23 protein-coding genes and 1 pseudogene are annotated in these 26,641 nt (G+C 57.0%); 16 read left to right on the forward strand and 8 right to left on the reverse strand.

Annotation, left to right across the window (positions count from 1 at the left end):
* The 5 genes from HMPREF3056_RS13035 to HMPREF3056_RS07595 form a co-directional block, all read left to right on the forward strand.
* Positions 1-373, forward strand: a 373-nt coding sequence (locus HMPREF3056_RS13035; protein WP_141759857.1) for an integrase core domain-containing protein, incomplete at its 5' end; no start/stop codon positions are given.
* 443 nt (positions 374-816) lie between these two features.
* Positions 817-2,178: an MATE family efflux transporter gene (locus tag HMPREF3056_RS07580; RefSeq protein ID WP_231732355.1), complete on the forward strand. Its 1,362-nt coding sequence runs from the start codon at positions 817-819 to the stop codon at positions 2,176-2,178.
* Between the two features lie 152 nt (positions 2,179-2,330).
* Positions 2,331-3,488, forward strand: coding sequence for an ABC transporter substrate-binding protein (locus tag HMPREF3056_RS07585; RefSeq protein ID WP_049156259.1), 1,158 nt, complete (start codon positions 2,331-2,333; stop codon positions 3,486-3,488).
* A complete protein-coding gene (locus tag HMPREF3056_RS07590) occupies positions 3,485-4,609 on the forward strand; it encodes a FecCD family ABC transporter permease (protein ID WP_080975109.1) in 1,125 nt (374 codons plus the stop codon). Before HMPREF3056_RS07585 ends, HMPREF3056_RS07590 begins: the two co-directional genes overlap by 4 nt.
* Positions 4,609-5,424, forward strand: coding sequence for an ABC transporter ATP-binding protein (locus tag HMPREF3056_RS07595; RefSeq protein ID WP_049156256.1), 816 nt, complete (start codon positions 4,609-4,611; stop codon positions 5,422-5,424). Before HMPREF3056_RS07590 ends, HMPREF3056_RS07595 begins: the two co-directional genes overlap by 1 nt.
* Positions 5,425-5,452: 28 nt before the next feature.
* Here HMPREF3056_RS07595 and HMPREF3056_RS13340 read toward each other — a convergent pair.
* From HMPREF3056_RS13340 to HMPREF3056_RS07605, 3 genes and pseudogenes are all read right to left on the reverse strand, one after another.
* Positions 5,453-6,692 (reverse strand): annotated as a pseudogene (locus HMPREF3056_RS13340) (IS3 family transposase).
* Between the two features lie 255 nt (positions 6,693-6,947).
* A complete protein-coding gene (locus tag HMPREF3056_RS07600; RefSeq protein ID WP_070456055.1) occupies positions 6,948-8,714 on the reverse strand; it encodes a hypothetical protein in 1,767 nt (588 codons plus the stop codon).
* Positions 8,715-9,695: a hypothetical protein gene (locus HMPREF3056_RS07605; protein WP_083317795.1), complete on the reverse strand. Its 981-nt coding sequence runs from the start codon at positions 9,693-9,695 to the stop codon at positions 8,715-8,717.
* Positions 9,696-9,764: 69 nt separating this feature from the next.
* On the opposite strand from HMPREF3056_RS07605, the gene HMPREF3056_RS13055 reads away from it, so the two are divergent.
* Complete coding sequence (locus HMPREF3056_RS13055) at positions 9,765-10,076, forward strand: helix-turn-helix domain-containing protein (protein ID WP_080971166.1); 312 nt, start codon at positions 9,765-9,767, stop codon at positions 10,074-10,076.
* A 269-nt stretch (positions 10,077-10,345) separates the two neighbouring features.
* Here HMPREF3056_RS13055 and HMPREF3056_RS07610 read toward each other — a convergent pair whose 3' ends face one another.
* Positions 10,346-11,341 carry a tyrosine-type recombinase/integrase gene (locus HMPREF3056_RS07610; RefSeq protein ID WP_070456053.1) on the reverse strand — a complete coding sequence of 332 codons (996 nt, stop codon included), beginning with the start codon at positions 11,339-11,341 and terminating at the stop codon, positions 10,346-10,348.
* Between the two features lie 613 nt (positions 11,342-11,954).
* Here HMPREF3056_RS07610 and HMPREF3056_RS07615 point away from each other — a divergent pair.
* From HMPREF3056_RS07615 to HMPREF3056_RS07630, 4 genes are all read left to right on the forward strand, one after another.
* Positions 11,955-12,623 carry a hypothetical protein gene (locus tag HMPREF3056_RS07615; protein ID WP_005323141.1) on the forward strand — a complete coding sequence of 223 codons (669 nt, stop codon included), beginning with the start codon at positions 11,955-11,957 and terminating at the stop codon, positions 12,621-12,623.
* Positions 12,624-12,859: 236 nt separating this feature from the next.
* Positions 12,860-13,144, forward strand: coding sequence for an ArsR/SmtB family transcription factor (locus HMPREF3056_RS07620; protein WP_230310978.1), 285 nt, complete (start codon positions 12,860-12,862; stop codon positions 13,142-13,144).
* Positions 13,141-13,362 carry a hypothetical protein gene (locus HMPREF3056_RS07625; RefSeq protein ID WP_005323143.1) on the forward strand — a complete coding sequence of 74 codons (222 nt, stop codon included), beginning with the start codon at positions 13,141-13,143 and terminating at the stop codon, positions 13,360-13,362. Before HMPREF3056_RS07620 ends, HMPREF3056_RS07625 begins: the two co-directional genes overlap by 4 nt.
* 561 nt (positions 13,363-13,923) lie before the next feature.
* Positions 13,924-15,531 carry a cation:proton antiporter family protein gene (locus tag HMPREF3056_RS07630; RefSeq protein ID WP_070516225.1) on the forward strand — a complete coding sequence of 536 codons (1,608 nt, stop codon included), beginning with the start codon at positions 13,924-13,926 and terminating at the stop codon, positions 15,529-15,531.
* Between the two features lie 77 nt (positions 15,532-15,608).
* Here HMPREF3056_RS07630 and HMPREF3056_RS07635 read toward each other — a convergent pair whose 3' ends face one another.
* The 3 genes from HMPREF3056_RS07635 to HMPREF3056_RS07645 form a co-directional block, all read right to left on the reverse strand.
* Positions 15,609-17,111, reverse strand: a complete 1,503-nt coding sequence (locus HMPREF3056_RS07635) for a collagen-like protein (protein ID WP_070546317.1) — start codon at positions 17,109-17,111, stop codon at positions 15,609-15,611.
* Between the two features lie 367 nt (positions 17,112-17,478).
* Positions 17,479-18,870, reverse strand: a complete 1,392-nt coding sequence (locus HMPREF3056_RS07640) for a TetR/AcrR family transcriptional regulator (protein WP_246822485.1) — start codon at positions 18,868-18,870, stop codon at positions 17,479-17,481.
* Between the two features lie 267 nt (positions 18,871-19,137).
* On the reverse strand, positions 19,138-19,344 hold the full coding sequence (locus tag HMPREF3056_RS07645) for an antitoxin (protein ID WP_070510775.1): 207 nt from the start codon (positions 19,342-19,344) through the stop codon (positions 19,138-19,140).
* Between the two features lie 480 nt (positions 19,345-19,824).
* On the opposite strand from HMPREF3056_RS07645, the gene HMPREF3056_RS07650 reads away from it, so the two are divergent.
* Positions 19,825-21,126: a site-specific DNA-methyltransferase gene (locus HMPREF3056_RS07650; RefSeq protein WP_083306497.1), complete on the forward strand. Its 1,302-nt coding sequence runs from the start codon at positions 19,825-19,827 to the stop codon at positions 21,124-21,126.
* Positions 21,127-21,136: 10 nt separating this feature from the next.
* On the opposite strand, the gene HMPREF3056_RS07655 is transcribed toward HMPREF3056_RS07650, so the two are convergent.
* A complete protein-coding gene (locus tag HMPREF3056_RS07655) occupies positions 21,137-22,126 on the reverse strand; it encodes a CE1 family esterase (RefSeq protein WP_082254485.1) in 990 nt (329 codons plus the stop codon).
* Between the two features lie 109 nt (positions 22,127-22,235).
* Here HMPREF3056_RS07655 and HMPREF3056_RS07660 point away from each other — a divergent pair, with 109 nt between their 5' ends.
* The 5 genes from HMPREF3056_RS07660 to HMPREF3056_RS07680 all read left to right on the forward strand — a co-directional run bounded on the left by HMPREF3056_RS07660 (position 22,236) and on the right by HMPREF3056_RS07680 (position 26,631).
* The gene (locus HMPREF3056_RS07660; RefSeq protein WP_049154970.1) at positions 22,236-23,078 is read left to right on the forward strand and encodes a class I SAM-dependent methyltransferase; all 843 of its coding nucleotides are present in this window, start codon (positions 22,236-22,238) and stop codon (positions 23,076-23,078) included.
* Positions 23,079-23,165: 87 nt separating this feature from the next.
* Positions 23,166-24,104 (forward strand): ABC transporter ATP-binding protein, encoded by a 939-nt coding sequence (locus HMPREF3056_RS07665; protein WP_210401784.1) that lies wholly within the window; start codon positions 23,166-23,168, stop codon positions 24,102-24,104.
* A gap of 12 nt (positions 24,105-24,116) precedes the next feature.
* Positions 24,117-24,914: an ABC transporter permease gene (locus HMPREF3056_RS07670; protein WP_070516231.1), complete on the forward strand. Its 798-nt coding sequence runs from the start codon at positions 24,117-24,119 to the stop codon at positions 24,912-24,914.
* Positions 24,914-26,020 (forward strand): sensor histidine kinase, encoded by a 1,107-nt coding sequence (locus HMPREF3056_RS07675; RefSeq protein WP_070754488.1) that lies wholly within the window; start codon positions 24,914-24,916, stop codon positions 26,018-26,020. The genes HMPREF3056_RS07670 and HMPREF3056_RS07675 overlap by 1 nt, the downstream gene beginning before the upstream one ends.
* A gap of 2 nt (positions 26,021-26,022) precedes the next feature.
* Positions 26,023-26,631 (forward strand): response regulator transcription factor, encoded by a 609-nt coding sequence (locus HMPREF3056_RS07680; RefSeq protein ID WP_070516234.1) that lies wholly within the window; start codon positions 26,023-26,025, stop codon positions 26,629-26,631.
* Positions 26,632-26,641: the final 10 nt, after the last annotated feature.

The following is a 26,641-nucleotide window of genomic DNA, read 5'->3' on the forward strand; positions in this document are numbered from 1 at the left end:
GCTGGTTATCGAAGCTTTATCTCATGCCAGGAAAGTCCGTGGAAGCCTTAAAGGGGTAATTTTCCATTCTGATCATGGCAGTGTGTACACCTCACAAGCATTTCAAGATCACTGCGCCCAGCTTGGCGTGCGCCAATCCATGGGAGCAGTGGGAACGAGTGCCGATAATGCCCTGGCAGAATCTTTTAACGCCACCTTAAAGCGTGAAGTCCTGCGTGATCGGAAAGCCTTTGACAATCCCATTACCTGCCGCCAAGAAGTCTTTCGATGGTGCATGCGCTACAACACGCGCAGACGGCACTCCTGGTGCAATCTTCTAGCCCCCGATGCCTTCGAAGCACTCACATCAGCTACACTGACTCAAGCAGCATAGCTCTCCTATCCATCTTCACACTCCTTCCACCTGAAGTGTTTGAAGTGGAAATCTTCAATTATGGTAGCCTTACCTAAACTAGGTATAATCTTTATACTTTCCGAAGGGAGTCTCTGCCGCTGCAAACACCAGCCCTGAACGGGATTCGGTCTCAACCAACGGTGGTACCGCTGGGGCATCGGCCAGCACCAGCTGAATCCGCAGGGGCGAACCACTAATTTCCATGGTGCAGACGGCAGCGTCCGATTGCAACTTTGGTGCAGATGTATCGCAGCGCCATTCGCTTCAACGGCCTGGAGGCCGCAAATGAATCGGATGTGCTGCGTATCTACCGCTAGAAACCGCAGCACATTGGAGACCAGCCGCCAAAATGGGCGAGGTTTAGAAGATGAGAAGCGAGGGCCGAGACGAATGTTAGTCCGAAGTTGAAGGTGGCTGCGAGGTTGAAATCCATCCGGAAATATCGCGAAGTTCTGGGAATTTCCCTTCCCATCGCTGGAGTACAACTCGCCGGAGTTGCATTGACCACCACGGACGTATTGATGCTGCAGTCCGTGGGCGTACTGGCGATAGCCGGCGGCGGCCTAGCGATGCAGCTTTACAACCAGATCCGCACGATGTGCGTGGGCATGGTGACGGCCGGGGCAAATCTTGTGGCTGAAGCAGCAGCAAAAATGGAAAAAGAGAAAACCTCTTGTCAAAATTGCGAGGCGGGAGCAGAACAGATCCGGCGGGCTGTGCGCTCCTCCTTCGCGGTGGCCACTGGCACTGCAATTCTCGGCGCGTTACTGGTCATCGCCCTAGGCGGATTGGTCCTTGTTCTGCCCATCGACAAGCACGTTGCCCAACTCACCTTCGCCATGACCCTTGCGCTCGCACCCGGGTTAGTCCCGATGATGTGGCTCAACGTCCTGCGCCAATTCGCCGTGGGCATGCGAAAACCCGGCTCCCTGTTAACCATCACGCTGATATCGATATTTATAAATATCGCATTGAACTGGTTATTTATGACATGGGCAGCCTCGGATCACTGGAAGGTAGCGGGCATCGGGCTTTCTACAACTGTCATCCAACTGCTTACCTTCCTGGCCTTCCGGATTGTGGTACTGCGCATTCCCGAGCTACAGCCCTATTTCCACATCCTTCCGTGTAAAGGAGATGGGGAGACTATCTGCCGCCTCGTCCGCCTCGGGGTACCAGTCAGTCTGACCTATGGCTCGGAGGCTGCAATAACAACCATCGCCGGTTTAGTGATGGGGACCTTTAGCCCACAGATGCTAGCGGCGCACAATATTGTGAACCAACTGGCGTACATCGTTTACCAAGTGTGCATCGGCTTTTCTCACGGCGGCTCGGTGCTGATCACAAGGGCTCGGGCCGAGAGTGCCGACTCAGTGCGCGAGATTACCCGACGCATATTGTTCGTCGTGGTCACGTATCTGGGAATAATGGGCGCGCTGTGGCTTCTGTTGGGCAGGTGGGTACTGCATCCTTTCTTAAAAGAGGCAGATCCCACCACCTTTCACATTGCCGTCCTGCTCCTATGTCTCGCGGTACTGCAACAGTTCGCCAAAGGAATCCAAAACGTGGCAGTGGGCCTACTGAGAGGCCTGAAAGACACCACCTCAGGGCTACGCTGCACCCTCGTCGGGTACTGGCTGGTTGGCGTCCCCGGGATTCTGATATTTGGAAAGCTCCTCGGATGGGAAGGATATGGCGTCTGGTTAGGACTCATCATGGGTTTCGCAACCACGGCGGTACTGCTGCTACGCACATATTCCCGCCGACTGAATGAACTGACTTAACGGGAATGTTAGGGGGTAAAAGTTTCATCACCCCTTGTAGATAAACAAAGGTATGGCTAACCTAATAGATCCACTTGGAAGAAAGGATTGCCTTGTCCCTCACGACAACTAGGGCTCGCGGTTTTAAAACCCCACGCGCCCCTCACCACCGAATGGCCCGCGTAGTCGCCTCAGCCGTCACCGCCACTGCCCTCCTTATGACCGCTGCCTGCAGCACTAACGATGAACAACAGACCGCAGATGACGGAGAAAAGCAACAGATCACCGACATTCTCGGGCGCGAAGTCGAGGTCCCGAAGAACGTCGATCGGGTCCTCATGGGCGGGCAACGGATGCTTTACACGACATCCATCCTCAACAAAGAAAACCCGCTCCAGGGCATCGTTGCCTGGCCAGATGACCTGGAGCAGAACGACCCTGGCACGTACAAGAAGTACGAACAGAAATTCTCAGAGATCGAAGATATTGAGCAAACTGGTGAAGTTTACGACGGCTCGATGTCCGTTGAGCAAGCTTTGAATTCCCGTCCAGATGTCTTCATTGTCTCCGCAAGCAGCTTCGAAGCCGCCCAGGATGCTGGCATCGTAGACGGTCTAGAAAAGGCCGGAATCCCCACGGTTACCGTCGATTACTTTACCGACCCGGTGAAGAACACCGCACCGAGCGTGCGCTTGCTCGGCAAGGTACTCGGCCACGAGAAGGAAGCGGAAGAGTATGCCGAGTTCTATGAGTCCAAGGTGAACATGGTTCAGGAGCGCCTAGAAAAAGCCAAGGCCACCCCCACACCGACCTTCCTCTGGCGAGCTCCCGGCTACTTCGACTGCTGCTCTACCTTCGCTAAGTCCAACCTAGCCCAAATTGTTAACGCAGCGGGTGGCGAAAACGTGGGCGACGATATGATCGACGCCAAGCAGGGGCAAGTCTCTCCCGAGGCGCTAGCTGAAAAAGACCCAGACGTCATCATCGCCACCGGCGCAGACTGGACCGGCGCCAAGCAGCAGCCAAAGAAGAATGGCTTTGTACCCCTGGGCTACGACGAGTCCACCGAACAGGCAGCCAAAGACTTCCAACGCGTTGTTGACGGGCAACCTGTCCTTAAGGAAATGCGGGCGGTCAAGAACAAGCGGGCCTACGCTGCGTGGCATCACTTCTACGACTCCCCATACAACTACCTAGCCATCGAGTGGTTTGCCAAAGCCATGCACCCCGACCTGTTTTCCGATGTCGACCCGCAGGCCGATTTGGAAGAACTACATGAAAAATTCCTCCCTGTGGAGGCTAGCGGCACCTTCTGGACTGGTTTGCCATGAGCCACGGAGCACGAGCGCAATCAATTGCCACCGGAAGCGAGGTGGACGACCAAAACTCTACCCCGCAACGGCAACGCCCCCGGTCAAACTGGTACCGAACAGCTAGCAGGCGAAAGGTAGCGATCATCGCAGGGCTTACGGCCCTGCTATGCGTCACCATTGCCATAGATTTCCTCATCGGCAGCAGTTTGAACGCAAATGAGGCGCTCTACGTGCTCTTTCACCCCAGCGATTCCCGCCCAATTGACTGGCAGATCATCTTTGATATACGTCTGCCTATGACCGTCACAGCGGTGCTCATCGGTGGCACCCTCGCTGCTGCCGGCGCAGAGATGCAAACCATCTTGGATAACCCCTTGGCAGAGCCCTATACGCTGGGCATTTCCGCCGCTGCGAGCTTTGGCGCAGCCTTTGCCACCGTCTCAGGATTCACCGCGGCGGGAATCGGGGCAGCGCTGGGAATGGCGGGCAGTGCTTGGGTCTTCGCCCTCGCGGCCTGTGCGGTGATCGTCCTATTCTCTCGGTCAAAGAGCTCTGGTACCGAGGGAATGATTCTGCTGGGCATAGCCATCGTGTTCCTCTTCGATGCTCTACTAGCGCTAATGCAGTACCTCGCCTCGCAGACCCAATTAGAGCAGGTGGTTTTCTGGACCTTGGGCAGCCTTACGCGCGCTACGTGGCCTCAGATCGGCCTTCTCGCGGTCATCTCACTAATCGGAATTGCTTACTTCTACCGCAATGCGTGGACGCTGACCGCGTTTCGAATGGGCGACGACCGCGCTAGGTCCATGGGTATCAATATCCCAAAGCTGCGCACGTACACGCTGGTGGGAGTCTCCCTTATGGCGGCAACTGCCGTTTCGATGGCCGGGACAATTGGTTTCATCGGACTCGTCGGCCCACATATCGCCAGGATGCTCGTTGGTGAGGACCAACGCTTCTTCCTCACCACGTCCATCATCTCAGGTGCGCTTTTGCTGACCTCAGCCTCAGTGGTATCCAAGCTGATCCAGCCTGGGGCGATTCTGCCTGTCGGCATCATCACCGCGATTGTGGGCGTTCCCGTGTTCGTCGTCCTCATTGTTTTGCGACGCCGCCCCCGAACTGTCTCCTCAACCTAATGATCGCCTCTCCCAGTACTTCCTGCCCCAGAAAGGACCCCCTCGTGGAACAACCGCCCACGGTTCCGCCAGAACCCACACTCCGGGTAGATAACCTGTGCTTTTCCCATGGAGACGAACAGATACTGAATGACGTATGTCTCCCAAAGATCGAAGCTGGAACCGTCACCGCCCTCGTCGGCCCTAATGGCGCTGGTAAGTCGACTTTGCTGCGCTGCATGGCTAACCTATGCCGATTCAGCGGCGACGTCACTGGGCCCGAGGCAGTATATTTGCCACAGGATCCCCCGCCGGAAAGCACCCTTACCGTATTCGAATCGGTACTTCTGGCACTCCAGCATTCCCGGACGGGATTCAGCGGACTACGGGTAGCCACATCCACACAGGACCGAGTCAGCTCGGTCCTCACGCGGCTGGGGCTAGAAGACCTAGAATCCCGAACAATGTCCCAGCTCTCCGGCGGCCAGCGTCAATTAGTAAGCTTCGCCCAGGCCATCGTATGCCGGCCGCAGGCATTACTACTGGACGAGCCAACCAGCGCTCTTGACCTAAGAAATCAGCTCATCCTCATGGAGCATATTCGCGCCTATGCAGCTGAAGCACCCGCGGCGGTCGTGGTTTCGATGCACGATCTTTCACAAGCAGCGCGCTTCGCTCACCGCATTGCGGTACTCCACGCGGGCACTGTATACGCACACGGAGCAGCTAAGGACGTGTTAACCGCAAAAATGTTGCGTGAAGTCTACCGCGTAGATGGAAAAGTCACCCTTACTGATGACGGTTCTGCAGCAATCACCACATCCAGAGCCATATAAGGGGCTTGAAGTGCCCCGAGTTTTGTTCCTAGGCATGTTCCTTGATTTCTATTATTCCCTGTTGCGGGTTCTTCTTCCACAATTCGGTTTCCACCTCGGCTGGGGTTCGATATCCCAGGCTTTGGTGGAGCCTTACCTCGTTCCACCATGACACCCACTCGAACGTCGCGATTTCTACCTCGACAACATCATTCCACCTGCGAGTATGGATGAGCTCATTCTTGTAAGAGCCGTTAACGTTTTCAGCTAGAGCATTGTCATTTCAGTCACCGACGGTCCCAGTGGAAGCGGCAATCCCGTGCTGGGCGAGACGCTGGTTGTAGACAACGCTGACGTACTATAAGCCGTGATCCGAATGGTGAATAAGGCCTGTTGTTTCCTTCGCGCTCACAATCGCTTGGTTGAGTGCTTGCAGCGGTAATACCTCGGTGCGCATCGAGTCCGATAATGCCCATCCGACGATCCGCCGGGAGTAAACGTCAGTGACAAACGCGGTGTACACAAAACCCTTCTTCGTACGCACGTAGGTAATGTCGGCCACCCACAGCTTGTTTAAGGCCTTGGGCTTTGAACTCACGCTCGACCAAATCCGGGCGCAGATCCGGCCTGTTGAGGTGTACGGGTTGTGATTGGTGATCCGCCTGTGCCTGTGCCAGAAACACCAGCTAGGCGCATCAGCCGGGCGGTTTGCTCACGACCGATGTCGATTCCGTCACGGTCAAGCGCATGCCACATTGTCCGCACGCCGTAGACACCGTAATTATCCCGATGAATGGCACCAATGCGTTCAATCAGCACAGCGTCACGAAGGCGACGAGCACTTAAGCCCACGGGCTTTGGACTGGCGATAACCACGCGAGGTGATAAACCCACCAGCCCGGTTAATCTTCAACTCCGGTGCAGATGAACTCGACAGAGAAATGATTCCGGTATTTATCGATGAACCGGATCATTTCTTAACGTTTGGGGCCTGGTCGTGAGGCGAAAAAGCTGACGCAGCCTTCAGCAACTCGTTGGTATCTCGAAGCTCTTGATTTTCGCGGCGTAGCCTGGCATTTTCGGTAGCCAAATCTTCAGGAACAGGTTCTGGGATGTTTCCCGCACGACGAGCAGGCTTAAGTCCATAGACGAGCCGTGTGCCATGAAACCCCCAACTTTGAAGCTACTGCCTAGCACGCGGGATGCATCGACATGCTTTCCGCCAAGATGCGGTCCTCCACGAGACGGACCACACGGTCCTTTGCATCCTGGTCAAATTTTCTTGGCATGTTCCAGATTTTCCCATCTACTCAAACGGAACAAAACCTGGGACACTTCATAGCTAACCCCCGACGTGTCTACTTTCCGGGGGCCAGGCCCAGCCATCCGGCTATTCCACCGCCGCAAACGTCCAAAAAGCCACTAGACATCCCGTCCAAAAACATCCTGGACTCCGTGTCCAAAAAGTCGCTAGACATCACACTTCTAGCCCGGAACCCCATATCGGTTTTCCGAGCTAGATGGATAAAAGTATTCAGTTGGTCTTAAGCGGCCTCGCGCGCAGGCGGCGCGTTCGGGCTTGCCTTCTCGCGCGCCGGATCGCGCGGCGGTACAGGTTTACCAGAGTCAGGAGGCGGAGTCTTTTCATCCCGATCCACCCGGCCAAGAAAACGCCGAATCATAGATACATTGGCCGCGACCACACCAAGAGCTGTATAGAAGAAGGCCGCAGCAAAACCGCGTACAGGTCTTCTCGTATGGTCACCAATAGCAGCACCACCACGATTGTTCTTTACATAGTCGTTGCGGGTTTCAATCACATTGCGCCACGTGCCATACACCTTCTTCCATTCCGGTGTCTTAAAAGCAGGGCCAGTTTGGCGGTAGCGCATTCCCTCCTTATTCGGGATGGTTACCGAGACCTTATTGGTACAGCACTTTCCTTTTGCCTTGCGCGCGGTAGATAGATTTGGCCCGGAGATGGAGGGTAGTCCTCTGTCTCTCGCGTCCTGGCGCTGACTCTTTTCCACCAAGGGACATGCCAGTGTCTTTCCTTTACCTCGTCCCGGACACATAAACATCTGGCTCTCACCGGAGAGCTTCTTGCCTTTTCTCCGCATGGCAAAGGCGCGGCGCTCGTTGATCCGCTGGTTGTAGGTGGCCTCATCAATACGTCCGGCATAGAAGTCTTCGGTGGCTTCCACCAGAGGTTTCGGCATGGCAGGACAATACCAGTGGCCTTCAACTAACCCCATGGTTTCATAGGATCCGCGCTTTCCCAGCTGATTGGTTCTGTAGTCTCCCACCAGGGTATAGCCGAGTTTGCGCAGTGGTTCATGGAAGTCTTTGGTCTTAGCCACCGCGAAGTAAGCACGATCGCCCACCACTGTGCCCTTAGGTGTCTCAGGATCATCCGTTAAATGCCGCATGGCTTCCAACCCACGGATCGCAGGGTTGTGGCTGGGCCGGTCGAAGGCCATGCCCATAATCAGGTGTGGCTGTGCATATGGGCCTTGGTCGCGGATGACTCCGGCAACAAGTGTGGCCTCCCAACCCCACACATGCTTGGCGTTTCGCTTTCGGTTTGATTCGCCATGTGTTTCTTGTCGCTCGTCACGGGAGTACCAGCCTGCCTCCGGCTCGGAGGACATGAGATCGTCCGGTCGGTTCGTCCATCGGTTGTTGCCACGGCGCACGCCTGGAATAAGTGTTCCGTCTAGGGTGAGGTCTCCCTGCCAGTTGGCTCGGTATTCTTCGGGCATGTCCTCGGTACTTGCCATAACTAGCTCATTGAACACGTAGGTGGCGCGCTGCCATTTTTCCTCGCGGCGCTCAGGGTCTTGTTCGTCCATCAGCCGGTTGAATTCAGCACGGGTAAGCCTGGCCCGGTGCGGGATGTTGTCGAATGGGTCAACGACATCAAGGAAGCTGTGCAGCGCACGCCACAGGCGGTAGTACCAGTTGCTGTGCTGGGTTGCGTAAAAGTCACCTACCCGTCGTGCCTTATCGCGGCTGGGCAGGTTAAGGAGTTCTAAAGCCTTGTCTGTCGTATCAGGCGAGGCCAGGAGCGTCGTCATGGTGGTCAAATGCATGGGTTGACCAGAACGCGCCAGAATCAGGTAGAGCGCAAGGATGGTGCGGTCGTTAACGGATTTAGGCCTGCCTCCTTTGGCGGGGTCGTAGCCGTCTACTCGCCTCCAGGTGTCAAGATGGTGGCAGATGTCGGTGCGGTCGATGATGGTCAATGCCCAGGAAACGCTGGCTCCATCCAGGCGAAGCAGCGGGGTGGGTGTGGTGTTGAAGTGGGCCACCTAGACTTCGCCTCCTGCTCTCGGTTCGACGACTCGAAGCGGCGGGTAGTCTGGTTCGTCCCTGTTGCCGCTGATCCACTCACGGTATTCGGTCTCGGTGAGCGCGCCAGATTCAACGATCATGTGGTGAAACGTGTCCTGGAAGGGCTGGATGCTTCCGGTGGCATAGACCAGATGGTTAAAGTCCACGCGCTCGGCGGCATGAGTAGCGATCCAGGTATAGCGCAGCCTGGGCAGTGTCGGGGCAAGGCCGGTACTCGATGGGTTCTGGCTGGTCTTGTGGATGAAGTCAGCAATCAGGTGTGGGCCTGTGGCATCGTTGCGGCGGCGCGCCGAGTTGGGTTTTACCAGTGGTTCGTCTCTACGGTCGTCGCCCACGCCATGCAGCACTTGGCGCATGAGGTCGTCGAAAGGTGCAGTCAGCGGAACGGTACGCGGCTTTAGCCCACGACCACCGCGTGCATGAACCGCCAGCACTGTGCCAAAGTCGGTGAAGTCGCCATAACGGCAGTGATAGATTTCCTCGGTGGACATGCCAGCACCTAAAGCCAGTGACACGATGATGCAGGCCACGCGCCGCGACTCGCGGCGGGGGCGGGAGTGAACCCAGTCGTTGATTCGGATAAGTTCGCTGGCGTTGTAGGCGCGGCGCGGAGCCGTAGCTGCCGGGTAAAAGACCTCCGGTAATTCTTCTGCCCACTCCAGCGCGCCTTCTTGGCCAATGACATGGCTTGCGCAGCGGTTGAGGATGCGGCGGGTGGCATTGAGGCTGGATTTGGATAAATCCGCTGTACGGGCTTGTAAGTAGGTGCGGATCTTTCCGCCATCGCGCAGCAGGTAGATACAGCCGTCCACGGAGATGTCGTCGTACCAGCGGTCGCGCATGTAGCAAAAGTACGTGGCGAGCACGCGCTTGCGGTTGCGCTCAACGGTAGGAGTTGTAGGTGGCAGTAATCCGCGTGTCGTCAGTGTGTCGATCACAGCGTAGACCTCATTGTATTTAGACTTAGGTGGTTCGTCTTTTTCTTCTTGTTCAAAGGAAGTGGTCTCGTGGCTTCCGACCTTCCCGCCGAGGCTCCGGTCAGGCGTTACGCCAACTGGCCTAATGCCCATATCGAGGCCCACGATCCGGTCATGCGGAAATTGCAGGACTTTGCCCGCAACGTCCAGAAACTCACCCTGGACGGGAGCTACCCCAGTGCCAAAGACTTGGCCGAGGCCTGCGGTATCCCCACCTCCACCATCACCCGAATCATCCGCGGCGAGATGATCCCGACGGGACGTGTCATTGCCAATATCGAGGTCACCACAGGCAAGCCCTTGTGGCCGCGCCATCGCAGCAACCGATACGGCAGTCAGTGACCCGAGGGTTGGAAACTGCATGTTTCCGACACTGGTAAGGCGGGTGTGAGTTACATGGGTGTCGTTCATGGCTCACGAGGTGAGCACACCTACACCACGAAATAGGTGGCGGTGCCTTCTTACCTCAGACCATGAGTAAACCCGCAGGTCACAGGGTGGTTCGTCCCTGGTGCGGTCTGTGCGCCATGAGACGAGTTTTGCGTATCCGCAATCCAACTTTGCAGATGTGCAATCGCTAGGGATAGCTCAGGAAGTCTCCGTGAGCCGAGCTACAGCACGTACAGGCCTCCACCTGGGGTGCCATGAGTCGATCCTCCGGCCAAAAGAATCCGGTAGGCATGGCGGCGGTTAGCTCCGGCCTCGACCACGTAGTCCTCAAACTGGTGCAAGGACTTCAGTCCTGCCGCAGCACACAGCACATCAGCGGGAACTCCGGCTGCAATGCGGTCGATAATCCACGTATTGCGCAGCCTGCGGGTATCCGGCACCATATCCGGCGATGTACTAGGTGTTACCCGGCGGAGATACGCCGAGAGCTGGCTGACGTTCTCGTTGTCGCGGCCTGGCCTGAACAGGTAGTCCTCCGGGCCGGTAGCCATAATGACCGGCTGAAGTACCTCGATATGAGACTTGAGCAGTGGCACCTCGCGCGGGCCAGCCCCGCGGTAGCCGTGCGGAAACAGCAGCACCCCGTCGCCGTCAACACGCACGTCTTTGCCGCGCAGCGTGCAGATTTCTCCTGCGCGCAAGCCCGCACCAAGCGTGAGTGCTAGCACCGTAGTGAAGTTGCGGCGGCGGGCAGCTGTGGGTTGCGACTCGGCCCAATCCCACATCCTGTCACAGGCATAAGAGTCGTAGGGTTCAAGGGTTGGCTCGTAGCTAATCGGGTGCTGGTAGTCAGGGTTCCAGTCGTCGTTGATCACCTCCGCCACACGACACAGCAGCGAGCGCTGGGTTCCTGCGGTGGACGGGCTGAGCTTTGCACCACCTCCGGCAAGGAAGTAGTTTCCGATGATGTCGGGGTGGAAGACGGTCTCGACAGTCACCACGCCGTAGCTCACCCAGACCCAGGCGGCGAGCTTGGACACGCAGTTGAGCGTGTTGCGCAGTGCGTCGCGGCTGGTGTTATCCGGGGTGATGTTAAGTGCGCGCACGCACTCGCGGGTGAAGTCGGCAACGTGGCTCCACGGCTCAGAGCGCACGGCGTGTGGTGTGTAGTTGGCGATGATCGCCTCATAGTCGGCGGTGGTGTAGTTACTGGACATGGGCCTTTCCTTCGTCGGCACGATCGCAGTGGAATGGGGCGGTGTAGTGGATGCTACGTAGCTAGGCCACGCAGTGCACTCCGCTACACATAGTCTTGTTTGCCGATCTGCAATCTGGCAAGCAGGTGGCCCCACACCGCCAACTTCGCAGGAATTTCTTATATGGCCTGCATGTTTGCGGTTCCGCAAACATCTACCAGACGAACCACCACATCATGTTGTGGAGATCAAAAAAGGGACATGCCATATTTAGTACCCCCGCGCGAGCCTCGGACACGGCCTTAATCCTACCCACCAAGTCCTTCAAGGCCCCGCTTTGTGGCCCACAGCTATGTCCACCACAACATGTAGATCCGCTGCCCCCGGTTGTGGCTAACCGATACGTGCGCGACCTGCGCGGAGCCTCAACCACACCCCGCACCGACTAGCGTGACCACCGTCGAGCGCGATTGCGTATCCGCAATTTTGTCTTAACTCACGCGGCTTGTTGCCATACCTCGCACATCGGCAACCCACCGCGCGGACAGTTTGCGTATCCGCAAATTTCTACCTGTTACCGTGCCCGACACTTGACATTTCCACTGCTCACACCCTCAAAGGAAAGGGACGAACCATGTCCACACTCGACATGAGCACACCACTGTACTGCCAGTACTTCACCGCCGAGCTTGAGGTAGACGACCTCGCCCAAGTCACCGAAACCCTGAAACAGGGAAAACAGGTGGCCGACACCATCTTGTCCATGTCCACCGCCGCGCTCTACAACCACGTCATTAGCTTCACAGGCCCGCAGGGGCTTATCACCGAGCGCGAAATCAACGTCCTCACCGCGTTTAACTCCATGTCGGTGGCCACTGCCCCGGTGCGCGTCACGTTTGTCACCCTGGCCGACACTTACGGAAACCGTGCGGGACTCACCCGCATCCAAGGCGGTGAGTCCGCCCGCGGCCTAATCCCGCTTACCCGGTCTGTAAACGAGGCCACGGTTGCAGACATGTCTGCCACCACACCAGGACTCACCATCAATCTGCCCAATAGTGTCCACGACGACCTGATCATTCGCTGCACGACTTTTGACCCGGACGGGTGCGTTCCCGAAGCAAAGGACGAGTTTCCCGGCGTGGACTACTGCCCTAGCCTGTACCACCTTTTGCGGGACGAACCATCTCCAGGCATCGACATCACCCACGACATTATCCGCGCACTACTTCCCTACCGCGGGATCCACATGGAGGTAGAGCCGAGGATTCTCGATGGCGATGTAGACATCGAGCGGCTGTAGCTGCTGGCTACGCTGTAAGCCATGAAGGAACCCAGCTGTGGTGTGTGCTGCGGCTGGGTTTCTTCTTGGGGAGGGTGAAGAGGGGACGTGATGGGACACCGGCCACGTCTTAAGTCGGGCAGCGTCTCCGCCAGACCCGGCAGAACTTGCGCACCGCTGACTGTAAGCATATACTTACACCTGACATCGTTCGATTACGATACGGAGGGATGATGGACGCAGCACGGCTCGCTCAGATGCTCAGTGCTCTTGGAAGTGAGCCTCGGTTGCGAATTATCGCCTCCCTAGAGACGGATTCGACCCATGTCAGTGAGCTGGCCCGCCGACTCGGGATGTCTCGGCCACTGCTCTACCAGCACCTCAACCGCTTGGAAGCTGCTGGACTCATCGAGAGTGGCCTGGAACAGCTCGGAGAGAGCCGAGTGAGGAAGCACTACTGGGTCGCTCCGTTTCAGCTTGAAGTAACTCCAGACCACATTAGGCACCTGATTAATCAAGAACAGAAAAGGGAATCTTCGTGACACTTACCGCTACCGTATTTCTTGTCATCCTCGCCGCCGCATTACCACTCGCGATCTTCGTTGCTCTTACCGTCTGGGTGGTACGCACCGTCACCAGCGCACGACGCGAAACGGCGACGGCGATCGATGGTTCCAACCAACTCATCGTGGAGCATCTACGCAACATCACCGAGCGGTTGGATCGGATTGAGGCCCAACTCAGCGAGATCCCCGAGTAATCAGGCTCTTCCTTAAACAAGGGGCGCGGTGGTTTTGGCTCCGCGCTATGGGCTGTCACAGCGTATGCGCTAAGCACGTCGCGTAGACCTCCAGCAACATAAACTTGCTTGTGACTTTGGCGGCGGGGTGTGTCTCCGGTCGTGGCGTTATCCTGTCCCTCTCGCGGATAGGGGCTAGGACTGGGGACGAACCACGTGGTGTGCCCCCACCTCCGACACCGCCCCGGCCCACCTGCCGACGGAACCGGGAACGGAAACCGACGGAAACCATAGCTGTGGTTCGGGTCGTTGCAGGTGGGTGGGTAGTTTCGCAAAAGACTCTTAGGCTGGCCAGAAAACTCTGACCAGCCTTTTCTTCTGGAACGAGTCGACGGGTTAAGGCTTAAGCCTTGGGTTACTACGCCCACGGTAAATAGAGTTCAAATAATTCAATTTTTTAGCGCTTATTTACCGTGAACGACATGTATCGCCAAGCAAGGCCACTCCATGTTTCTCACCCTCATGGGGTAGATAGTGTTTCAAACTCTGGCCAAAGCTCGGGTTAGGGCACTATTACAATCCATGGAATTGTTATTGATCTACCTCGCAGTGGTGTTTGGCTGCGGCCTCGTTGCGTGGGCGGTGCGATTGCCGCCTCTCATCGGGTTTCTCGTCGCTGGCTTCGCGCTCAATGCCGGGGGTATCGAGCACGTTGAAGCGTTAGATCTTTTCGCCGACATCGGTGTCACGCTGATGCTTTTTGCAATCGGGTTGCGCCTCGATCTGAGGGCCTTGACCGACAAGGCTGTCTGGCTTACCGCCACCGCCCACGTGCTCGTGATGACCCTCCTCGGCATGGGTTTTATCACGGCTCTCGGCGCACTCGGCGCATTCGGTCCGACCAGTTTTTCGATAGCGGTCAACGTCGCCCTCGTGCTGAGTTTTTCCAGCACCATCGTGGTCGTCAAAATCTTGCAAGACCGCGGCGATGAACAAGCCCTCTACGGCAATATCTGCATCGGCGTCCTCATCATGCAGGACATCATCGCTGTCGTCTTCATGAGCATCCTGCGGGGAGAGCCGCCAAGCTTAGCGGCCGTGTTGCTTGTCCTCATCGTCCCGCTGCTAGCGCTGACTACTCGCCGCTGGTACAAGCTCGGGCACGGTGAGCTGGGCGCGCTCTTTGGCATCGTCATGGCGCTGCTGCCTGGTTATGCTCTCTTCGAGTGGGTCGGCCTCTCCGGAAGCCTCGGCGCGCTCATCATGGGCGTGGTGCTCTCCCGCTCCCCTGGCGCAGAACAGCTCAGCCATTCACTGTTTACCCTCAAAGAACTGCTGCTGGTTGGCTTTTTCGTCAACATCGGTTTCCTGGGCCTACCAACGTGGCACAACATCGTCGACGCCGGGTTGCTCCTGCTGCTTTTGCCCATCCAGGGCCTCGCTTACTGGGCAATCCTGTGGATGTTGGGACTGCGCAACCGCACTTCTGTCCTTGCTTCCCTGTTGCTGGCGAATTACTCTGAGTTCGCCCTTATCATTGCCGCTGTGGGAGTACAGGACGGCTGGCTCAACCAGCGCTGGCTGCTGTCACTCGTGCTCGCTGTTTCGTTGAGCTTTGTCATCTCGGCAATCCTCAACCCACAAAACGTCTCGCGAGCTACACACCTAGCCAAGCGACTGCCGGCCCGCCCACCGCACAAGATTCACCCGGAGGATCGCCCCATCGAGCTTGGCGACGCCCATGCGCTCGTCCTCGGCGTAGGACGGCTCGGCCTTTCCTGTTACAAGGAGCTCGTCGACGTCTACGGCGCCAATGTTTTGGGAGTGGAACACGATCCAGCACGAGTTCGCCATCTCCAAGAGAGTGGCTACAACGTCGTGGAGGGCGATGCAACAGATATCGACTTCTGGGAGCGCGTCAAGGACAGCCACCAGATCGATATGATTATGCTCGCCATGCCGGCCCAGCACGCGAACGTAGACGCCGTCAAGGAAATCTACGCTTCCCGCATCAATACCGAAGAATGCACCATCAGTTCGGTGGCCATGTACCGTGAAGACGTCGAGGACCTGCAGGAGCTCGGGCTCAGTGTCGTTGTGCACTTGCAGGACGGTGCCGGCGAATCCCTAGCGGAGCGAACTTTTACGGAGAATCAGCTACGGCACTTGCGCAACGAGGGCGAGCTTTAGAAAACGTCCTCCGCGGCATCCAGCCCGCTCCCTGCTGAGACCGGCTCCTGTGTCCGGACTCAGCGTCCAATGGGTGCTTAGCTGTTAGCACGCCACGGGATCCCCTCCTTGGGCAGGTAGCCCAAAAGGTAGAGGTAATCCATCGCGCCCAGAATAGAAACGACGAGACCGCCACCGAGGATAGCTGCGAGGAATGTGTAGCCAGCCATGGAGGAGGAATCGACGTCCTTTCCGTCTTGACCGTCTTTGCCATCCTTCCCGTCAGCGCCGTCGCGGCCATTTAGACCGTTAAGACCGTCGCGCCCGTCCTGGCCATCGACGCCATCGCGGCCGGGTGCGCCCGGTGCACCGTTGGCACCGTCGCGGCCATCCTTGCCGTCGATACCATCCTTACCGTCTTTTCCATCGCGGCCTGGTTCACCGTCCTTACCGTCTTTGCCGTCCTGAGCCTCAGCACCGTCGGTGGTAGAAGTCGAGGGTTCGGTCGTCGTAGGCGTCTCAGACTCCGATTCCTCGGGCTCGGTGGTCTCAGAAGGGCTCGGCGTTACTGAGCTAGACGGCTCAGAAGACGCGGGGGATTCTGAAGGCTCAGTGGTATTAGACGTCGAAGGAGAAGCGGGCTTGTCGTTGCTTACCTTCTTGCCATTGAGCATATCCGCACACTTCTGACCAGCTGGTGCATTGATTTCTGCGAGCGCGGAGGCAGAAGCCGAAATATCTGAGAGAGTAGACTCAATTTCCTTTCGCTGGGTCTTGCTCAACTTCAAATCCTTGGCTGCGCTGGCGCCTGGGAAGAGACCTGCGATGGTGACAGCGGCATTGAAGATCTTCAGAACGGTGGCCACACCATTGCCAAAAGCACCATCAGCAAATTTGATGAGACCAGAAACGGTCTTCTTAGCGGCATCTGGATTCTTTAGATCCACCTCTGCATCAGCGTTATTAATCTTGGCGATGGCCATACCTTGCGCGCGTGCGAGATCCCAGGTGACGTCCTTGTCTGCCTCACCATCACGAACAAGTTTGGCAATTCCCTCCCAAGAGCTTGCGCCAATCTTCTTGATGAAGTCAGAAGGCACAAGTTCACCGACGACTGGGATTACTTCCCACACGGTCTGGAGCAGCTTGTTTCCACCGTCGTAGAAAGCCCGTGCAAGGTCCAGCTTGCGCTCGAGAATCTCGCCTTCTTTGCCTGGGACATCGGTGATCTCACACACCAATTTGCCGTTCTTCTCCACGACCTTGATAGTGGCGTCAGCCGTCGATGCCTCGGCGGTTTTCAGCTCATCAAGTGTCGTTGGCTTGCCGTTTTCCGCGCCGTAGAAGCCAAAGTCGTTGCCCCGGGATTCACGGTCCAACTCCTCAATGATGTTGTCGCCAGCGTTGTTTGAATCAATCAGGTTGCCGTCTTCGTCGAAAGCGGTGCCATTGACGTCGACAGTGTCAGCGCCGGACTGTTCGTGGACAAAGGCGGTTTCGCTCGGCTCCTCAACGGCGAAAGCCTGCGGGGCGACGATAACGGAAGAAAAGGTTGCTACGGCCACTGCGGTGGCAACGATGCGGGAGTGTAAGGAACGCATACGAAGTCTTTCTTGCAAGTTCATGAGCACACACTTAACACAGTGGGCTAAGTGCTTAAGGTTCGGACGTGGTCACCATACAACCGTCGAAATATATTTTCTACATTTGAGTAACCATTCATTACCCCCGTTTGGAAACCCCCAGTTCAGCATCAGTGCAGTTCACAGCGTCAACATCGTTGACAATACGATTATCTTACCCCCATCACCAACGGGTAACTTGCGGATAGACGCCGAGTTTAGCCGCCGACACCCCGGCCCTCCCCAGGTGCCAATAGAAAGAACTACCCGCTTTCTCATTAAGAAAGCGGGTAGAGAAACGGCGACGATGACGCGCCAAGAGGCAATCCTCAGTTACGTTGCTGCATTAGTCAGTCGTTCCACTAAGACTGCGCATGATGCCACCAAATTCAATGTCCATGTAGTGAGTGAGAATCTCGAAAATATAGTCTGAATCAAATCCACGCAAGGGACCCTTGGTACTCAGCATGGCTAGACCATGAGCGCCCGCCCACACGGAAATTACCAAGGTGAAAAGAACCCACGGGGTGCGCGGCCCGTCAACTTCATCGATTGCCTCACGCATGAGAGACATAATGAAGCCAAAAGCCCGTCCAAATTCGCTAAAGTCACGTTGGAGCTCAACCGCTTTGTTCGCGTTCGGCAAAAAGTCGTCCTCGAAGGACATGGGAACAATCGGCCCGGACGCGATCTTGATGAGAGCTTCAAAGCCCTTCGGATCAGCCAGCGCATGCGAGACGTAGCCGTACCCGGTGGCCTTAATCTTGGACATTACTTTAGCGTCTTCCGGAAGCGCAGCTACCTGCCGGAAAATGAACTCATAGTTGACCTTGTCCAAATACCGCTCAAGGAAGCTGGCCAGCTCTTGATCGCTTTCAATCAGATGCTCAGCTTCCTGCACACTAAGGCCCGCCCGCTTCGCAGCACCACCGATATGAAGACCGGTAACGCCGTGGTCAAGCGCCTCCTCAATAGCACCACGCAGCAACGCCGTACGCTGTTCATCCTCGGTTCCCCGTGGGTAATCCTTGGCCTTTGCTACCAACGCTTCCGGCTGCTCTCCCACCAAGCCATAAGGAATAGTGCGCTCGACGCGCTCTCCCCTAAAGAATGGGTAGAGGCCGACGCTCAGGGTGTCCATAACAGCGCCGAATGTCTGTTTTTTCGCTGCCGGCGACAGGTAACGCAGGATTCCTTCAGCTGCCAGTTGCGTCACGCCGTGTAGGTGGGAAAAAATCGACAGCGCCGACAACAAAGTCCCATCAACATCGGGATCCACTCCGCCAGATTCCTTGATAGCCTCCTCGGTCAACTCAAAAAGAATCTGCATGATAGGACATTTTTCGACATCCCCATCAGGATTAACAAAGTCCTCTGCGGTAACGCCTACCCGAGGAGTAGCGTGAACCGCAGAAAATGCCGCAAAGGCAGAAGGATCCTCCACCGCGAAGGAGAAATACGCCAGCGCCGTGGCGCGAAGCTTATCCACGGCCGTCGCATTCTCAGGCAAACGCTGGAGATGCAGATCAACGAGTGAGGTAAGCGCCTCGTTCAGGGTGCGCTTGGTTTCCTTTACAAGCTCAGCTTCAGAGGCAAAGAGCTCTTGGGCTTCCGCTAGCGGAACATCCACTTGATCGGCCACCTCCCGGAGGCGCACCTCATCAATGCCCGCTTTGGCAATAACACGGCCGGCCTGCTCAATAAGGAGCTGGCGCGAGGGTTGGTTACCTTGTTCCACACCTACTGAAGTAATCACAGAATTCAGCTTACCTAGGAAACAATCACTTTAGGCCCATAAACAAAGGATAGGAATATGCACAGGTTTTCTTAAGCTTTCGCCCGCACTGTAAGACAATCCACCCCGTCACCCCAAATTCAAAGTATACGTTGCTGTAAAACTTATACAGTCCCGCCCGCTATGCGGACGGGACCCCTGAGCGTTCAGGCTACGTGTCGCACAATGCCGGAACCTTGATGTGGCTCGGAACCAAGCGCGACAATCGCTTTACTTCTGCTCATCCCCCTGAGGAGCCTCAGCGCCCTGGTTGCCAATGCGCTCATCGAGCTGGTCGCGAGCGGAGTCAATCTTATCCGCCTTATCCTCGCCCAGCTTGCCCTTAGCAAGATCTGCACCCTTATCCAGTGCGCTATCCGAAATCTGCTCGCCCTTATCGGAGTTCAGAGCATCCTTTGCCTTGTCAAAAATACCCATTACTTTGTTCCTTCCTTAAGTAAATGCTGTCCTAACAGTGGTGACCCTCACGGCCCGAGTGTGCCGGATACTGCGCAATGCCAGCGACAGTGGGAGGCGTTAGCCGACTCCCCGAGCGACAAGCACGCGCACCATGGTCGGCACATTCAAGCTGAGCGCCATCACGTCACCCCACCGTACCGACTCGCCGTGCTCTTCGCCACAAACGTTATAAATCGTTATACATCTAGAGCACGAGTTAAAGGAAGACTTTCACACACTGAGAGTTCTCAGAATCGTTCTTAAAGTCTACCCCCTCCGGTTACCCCTTTTCGTTCAACAACTTGGCGCGTGCCGCCACTCTCTCATTTGTGAACCCTTGTACTCTGGGACACAATTCACATGTGCTCATTCTTGCCGCGTCGCGCGGCACATGCTGTACAACGTCATTGACCGCTCACTTACCTTTAAAGATCGAAGTCGAAACCTCGGCGCACCACAATGCCTTCCTTTCATTCTCATTCCGCACACCAATTTGCCGCTCAGCTCTCTGAAGAGCTGCCTTCCTCTGAGCTACACACTCCTTCAGTCCCCCAAGGCGGATCAGTCTTTGGCCTTGTGTGGCCGGGTAAGGAGGCGGCTGCGGCGCAGGCCACGAACAAGGCCACTCGCACAAGAACACTGATGAGCGGTCCTCATTCGGCCCCCAACAGCGTGACGGTGGCGGATAATCTCGACGCCTTGAAGGATTTCATTGCACAGGGGATGCGAGCGGACATCATCTACATTGATCCGCCCTATAACACCGGCAAAGATTTTGTCTACCGCGATAATTTCCGCCAACGCCGAGAAATGCGCTCAGAGCACTTTGGGCAGTGGCATGCCGACTGGCTTTCTATGATGTTGCCACGCTTGATCCTGGCTCGTGAGGTGCTCGCCGATACCGGCTTTATCATCGTGTCTATCGGTGAGTCAGAAAGCGCTCACCTGCGCCTACTACTCAACGAGGTTTTCGGTGAGGACTGCTTCGCCGGGCAATTCATTTGGAAGAAGGGCGGGACAGGCAAGAATGATTCCAAATATGCGGTTCTCGAGCACGAGTACATCCTTTGTTATGCCAAGTCACCGTCAAATGCCGGATTCAACCTGGACTTGGAAGCGCACACTTCAACCCGCTATAACCACAGCGATGAGAAAGGGAATTATTCACTCGTGCGGTTGGATTCTAAGACCTTGGGATACTTACCAAGCCTCGACTTTCCCATCGTTGGCCCCAATGGCCACGAATATTGGCCGCACCAGCCGGAGGGCAAGTCGGGCGTCGCGCGGTGGCGTTGGGGTAAAGACAAGGTCGCTGAGCATTATGAGGAGCTGGTCTTTCGGCGCGGCTTTGTCTACACCAAGAACTACGAAAAGAAGGGTGCGCGTCCCCGTTCCATTCTCGATGGGGAACGTTTTGGGGTCACTCGAACAGGCCGTCGTGACGCCGAAGAAGCACTTGGTGTCACGGGAGTCTTCGACTTCCCCAAACCTGTGCGCCTCATCAAGCATCTACTGTCCATCACCGGCGGCACGGACGCGGTAGTCCTTGATTTCTTTGCAGGCTCAGGAACCACTGCCCAAGCCGTCGTTGAGCTCAACCGCGAGGATAACGGTCAACGCTCATTCCACTTGGTCCAAATACCCCACCCCACCGAGCCGTCTAGTGCCGCGCGCCACGCGGGTTTTGAAACGGTCGCGGATATCTGTCTAGCGCGGGTTCGCTCCCTCGATACTCCTTGTGCGCATTTCACCTTGAGGTGATAGCCCGGCTCTAGGCCACATTATGCTCTTCTGTGCCTTCGGGCCTGCCAGGGATTCCGAAGAAATCTAGCACCGCATCGGTGGCGAAGCCTTCTCCCACCTCAATTTTCGTAGAGTTGTTACCACCCGGCCACACGTGCGATCCCCCCTCAATGCGGATGTGCTGAAGCGGAGCCTGGCACCCGGTCCACGTCTCTCTGGTCGCACCGTTTGTGAGGCGTACCGACTCGACGTCGCCGCGGCACTTGTTGCGTTTCTGATGCTGCCCGAGCACCTCTGCAACGGAAGAATAAGCCGTGCCATGACGCACACCGCCTTCATAGTTGACCACGGGATCCTTAGTTCCGTGAATGTCCAAACGGCCTACCGGTCGATCAGAACAGTCCGTATGGATTCCTTCGTAGTATGCAGCTGACACGGTAGCTACTGAACGAAAAGTCCCTGGCATCCGGCACGCCAAGAAGGCCGCAAACCCTCCGCCATTAGACAATCCAGCCGCGAAAATGGCATTGTCGTCCACCTCATAAGTGGCCCGCAGGCTATCCACAATTGTGCGCACAAAGTCGAGGTCTTCTTCCGCGCTCGTCACTGCGTAAGGTGCTGGGGCCCACGCCGCCTTCTCCCCAGCAGGGTAAGCCACGATGGCATCAGCAGCATCAAACTGGCTGTACTTCTCCATATTTTCAGGCGAATCCGTATACCCGTGGAAAGAAAGCAGCACCGGCCACGCGCGCTCCGGGGTGTAATTCTCAGGCACGTGAAGTAGGAAACTGCGCCCAGAGGCTAGCTTCATCTTCTTTGTGTGCCCCGGCTCAGGGCCGACGAGCATGGGCGCTACCGGGATACCGAGATCATTTGTCCATGCTGCTTCAGGTGTCGGGGATGTCGGGGCTTCCTGGGATGTTCCACACGACGCCAACGCTAGCGCGCAGACAGCGCTGGCCGCTAGACCGACGAGCGTGTGCACTGGGCGCGGCCATGCTGTAGACGTTTTACCCATTGTTCCCCCTCAACACTCTCACTTCTGCGCGCCAATAAATCCTCGTCCACCTTAAAACATCGCACCGACATCTACGAACCCGCAGCGCCACGGTAAGTTTGGAAGCATCATGTGCTCTTCGCCTTCCGAACCATCTGTTTCCTCCAGCGCCTCTCCCGCTCACCCTCTGCCCGAGCACTACCCCAGCTACCGTCGGGCTTCGGGGAAGGAGGCGCCCAGCTTCGGCACTGCCCAACAACGCAGGCATTCCGCGCAAGCTTTTAGCGAAGGCGCGGAGACCTACCATGACGTGCGCCCGGGTTACCCACGCGAAGTGTCGCAGCTCATCGCTTCTGCGCACACAGTTCTCGATGTTGGTGCAGGAACCGGCAAACTTACTGAATCCCTGACCAATTCCGTCGTCTATGCCAGCGATCCATCCCCCGACATGACGCGTGTCCTGCGCCGGCTCGGGGTGCCGTGCTGGCGCGCCACCGCCGAGAACACAGCGCTCGCCAGCTCCTCCCTTGATGCCCTCACCTGCGCGCAAACCTGGCATTGGGTCGACGTCGACAAGGCATGTGCAGAATTCGACCGAATTCTTCGGCCGGGTGGCAAGGTCCTTTTGGTATGGAACACCCTTGACGTCAATGCAGACCCGTGGATCCTGCGCCTTTCCCGCATCATGCACTCCGGTGATGTCCACCGTCCCGGCTTTTACCCATCCTTTACCGCGCCGTGGACACTTCGTGAGGAGCTGCGCCTTACGTGGGAACACGAGCTCACCCCTGAGGACCTGCATGAGCTAATGCATACTCGCTCGTATTGGCTTCGCAATGGAGAAAGAATCCACGAGCGCATGACCTACAACCTCAACTGGTATCTCTATGAGCACATGGGTTTTAAGCCCGGCCAGGTCCTGCGTATTCCGTACCGAACTGATGCTTTCGTGCTGGCGCGCTCAAGTGAGTAGCCAACTCCGTCAACCATGACAACTGTCATCCCGGATTCGTGACACCCTATCTACGCTGTGAAAACCTTCGCGCCATAGCGTGAAGGTATGAGCACGACACGTACCACCCCACCGGCAATCGAGGTCACCGGTGTAAGCAAAACCTTCAACGCCTCCTCCCGCAATCCTGTGCGCGCGCTTCACGACGTCTCTCTGAGCATTGAGCAAGGTGAAATCGTCGGCCTCTTAGGCACTAATGGCGCCGGCAAGACCACGCTGCTTGACCTCATCCTGGGACTGACCACCCCAACCTCAGGGTTTATTAGTGTGCTTGGCGCCTCTCCATCTCATGCCTCTAAAAGTGGGCGTATCGGTGCCGTCATGCAATCTGGCGGCTTATTACCGGAGATAACCGTGAAGGAAACCCTTGAGCTTCTCGGTGCCGCGTTTCCCGTCCACCGCCCCTATAAGGAGATCATCGAGCGCGCCAACTTGGGCTCTATCCTCTCGCGTCGGGTGGGCAAGTGCTCTGGCGGCGAGCAACAACGTCTGCGCTTCGGGCTGGCCTTGTTGGGAGATCCGGAGGTGCTGCTTCTCGACGAACCAACCGCAGGCATGGACGCCGGCGCCCGCCGTCATTTTTGGGAGGCCATGCACGAGGAAGCTAGCGCTGGGCGAACGATTCTTCTCACCACTCACTATCTCGAAGAGGCCGATACGTTTGCGCAACGCATCATCATGCTCAACAGGGGCGAGATTCAAGCTGATGGCTCCACCGAGGAGATCCGCAATGCAAACGCCACCCGTACCATCCGTGCCAGCTTCCCCGACGGGATTCCGGACAACCTCGTGACCGGGTCTTTTCCAGGGGTGCTGTATCAAGAGCACACAGACACCGGCCTGTCCATCACGACCCGAGACTCTGATGCGCTTGCTCGCTACTTACTCACCGAAACCACGGCCCGGGACATCACGATTTCCGGCCATAGCCTCGAAGACTCCTTTATGGAGCTCTCTAACGCTTCCCCCGACACGACTACCCCATAAGGAGACCCCACGATGAGCATCAACAATGCCGTAACTCCCACGCTCGGGACAACCCTCAACTACGCGGCCCACGACCTTAAACGTCTGCGCCGAGACCTGCCCACGCTCTTTTTCAGCATCGGCCTGCCAATCATTTTCTATATCCTCTTTGGCGCGATGCAAGAGTACGGCGACATCGAATTCAACGGTGGGAATGTCGCCGCACTGGTCATGATCGGCATGGCGCTCTATGCAGGAGCCACTGGCGCTGTGGGTGCAGCCGGATCTATGGTCGCAGAGAATCGCGCGGGTTGGGGCCGCCAACTAGCGTTGACTCCCCTTCGGTCTTCCCAGCTAGCCGTTGCCAACTTTCTCAACATCTCGGTTCGTGCCATCCTGCCCATTGCCGCTGTCTTCATTACCGGTGGGCTGACAAAGGCGTCCATGCAGCCGGACCAGTGGACGCTAGCTTTTCTCATAACTGTTGTCTGCGCCATTCCCTTCGGCTTCTACGGCATGGCCTGCGCTATGCTCATTCCCTCGGAAAACACCGTCTCCGTAGCGACCTCGACCATCGTCATACTTGCGTTTGCCGGGAACGTATTCATGCCGCTGAAGGAATCGCTGTTGGAGGTAGGTCGCTTCACCCCAATGTATGGCGCGCAAGCGCTTGCCCGTTGGCCTCTTTCTGAAGGCTCCCAGATGATCAATGGCGAACGCCTCTTCATTGAGGACCCGATCTGGTACGCATACGTTAATATCGCTGTATGGACGGTGGTGTTCGTCGGGCTATGCCTGCTTTTGCACAAGCGCGACAAGGAGCGAGCATGATGCGGAACTTCAGACCGCGTGACGCTGCTTTCGCCGCTGTCTGGCTCATCTTTCTCCTACCGGTGCTGCTGCAGATCCTCCTCCAGCCCAGCTATTCCACCGCCCAGCGAACCTGGGCGGTTATTATCACCGCGGTGTTTTGTGCTGCTTACCTTGTCTCTTTCGGTACGGTGCACGACTATCCACGTGGGTGGTCCCATAACCATCGAGTAGCTATCCGGTGGGTTATTCTCGCGCTGATCGCGCTTGCCGCCGTCCCTTCTCACGGCGCCTGGATTGTGGTCTTCGTGCCCTACCTCGGGGCCTTGGTAGCCTTCACTTTGCCTCTCAAAATCGCAGCCGTGATCATCACGGTCACTGGAATCCTAGCTAGTATCCCTGTCTGGTTGTTCGATCGCCCGCGCTTCGTTGACCTCGCAATCATTCTCTTCGGGTGGCCCCTCCTTATTTTGGCGCTCGGTGCCCTCTCCCAGCGCGAAGACACCGAAACAGCGTTGCGCCACGACCTGGATCTGGCCCAGCAACGAGAAGACATTGCCTCAGATATTCACGATCTCCTCGGCCATACCCTCACGGCTATCAACCTCAAGGCCGAAGTGGCCCGCCGGCTCATCGACCGCGACCCTACCAAGGCCGCTGCCGAGCTCGAGGAGATTAGTTCGCTGTCTCGGTTATCCCTTGCCGAGGTCCGCTCCACTGTTACCCGCATGAAGAACCCCACCTTTGCTGGCGAAATTCAAGCCGCGCGGCGCATTCTGGAAACCGCCGGAATCCAAGCTCACCTTCCAGAGACTCTCACCCAGCCACGGGCTCATGAAGATCTGTTCTCGTGGGCACTGCGCGAGCTCACCACCAACGTTGTACGTCATTCGGGTGCCACGCAGTGCTGGGTGATTCTCACTGAAGATTCGCTCCAGGTCACGGACAACGGCAACGGCTTCACGGAGGATGCCACGCAGGCGCTTGCCGACGGCCTCACGGGGCTCGCCGGCCTTCGCCACCGTGCAGAAGCTGTCGGTGGCGAGGTCATTACTCAGCGTGCCGAAGGTGTGACCACGGTCCTCCTCGCCTTGGACGGCCACCGGCTGATTCAACAGGTGCGATAGTTATGAGCGAACACATCCGCGTACTCATCGCCGAAGACCAATCCCTTGTCCGGGGCGCTCTCACCGCTTTACTGAGTACCGAACCTGACATCGACGTCGTTGCCGAGTGTTCCACCGGAGCCGAGGTCGCCGCACTCGTTGCTGAGCATCAGGTAGACGTCGCTCTACTCGACATTGAGATGCCTGGAATGAACGGTATCGATGCCGCAAAGTCGATCGCCGGCACTCACTGCCGCAGCCTCATCGTCACCACGTTTGGCCGTCCCGGTTACGTCAAACGCGCCCTCAACGCGGGCGTCGATGGCTTCCTCGTCAAAGACACTCCCCCGGAGGAACTCGCCGATGCCATCCGCCGCGTCCACTCGGGTCTGCGTGTCATCGATCCGCAGCTTGCTCAGGACATACTCTTTACTCCCGACAACCCGCTGAGCGAACGGGAAGTCGAGGTGTGCCGCCTACTGGTTCGCGGCCTCGGCTCCGCCGATATCGCAGCACACCTCCATCTCAGTGGAGGTACGGTGCGCAACCACGTTTCGGCCATCATGACGAAAACACAGGCAAGTAACCGATTTGAGGCCGCGCGGCGCGCCGAGGCAAACGGCTGGATCTAGACGCTTGCGT

This window comes from Corynebacterium sp. HMSC056F09 (assembly GCF_001815785.1).
Classification (GTDB): Bacteria; Actinomycetota; Actinomycetes; order Mycobacteriales; family Mycobacteriaceae; genus Corynebacterium; species Corynebacterium hiratae.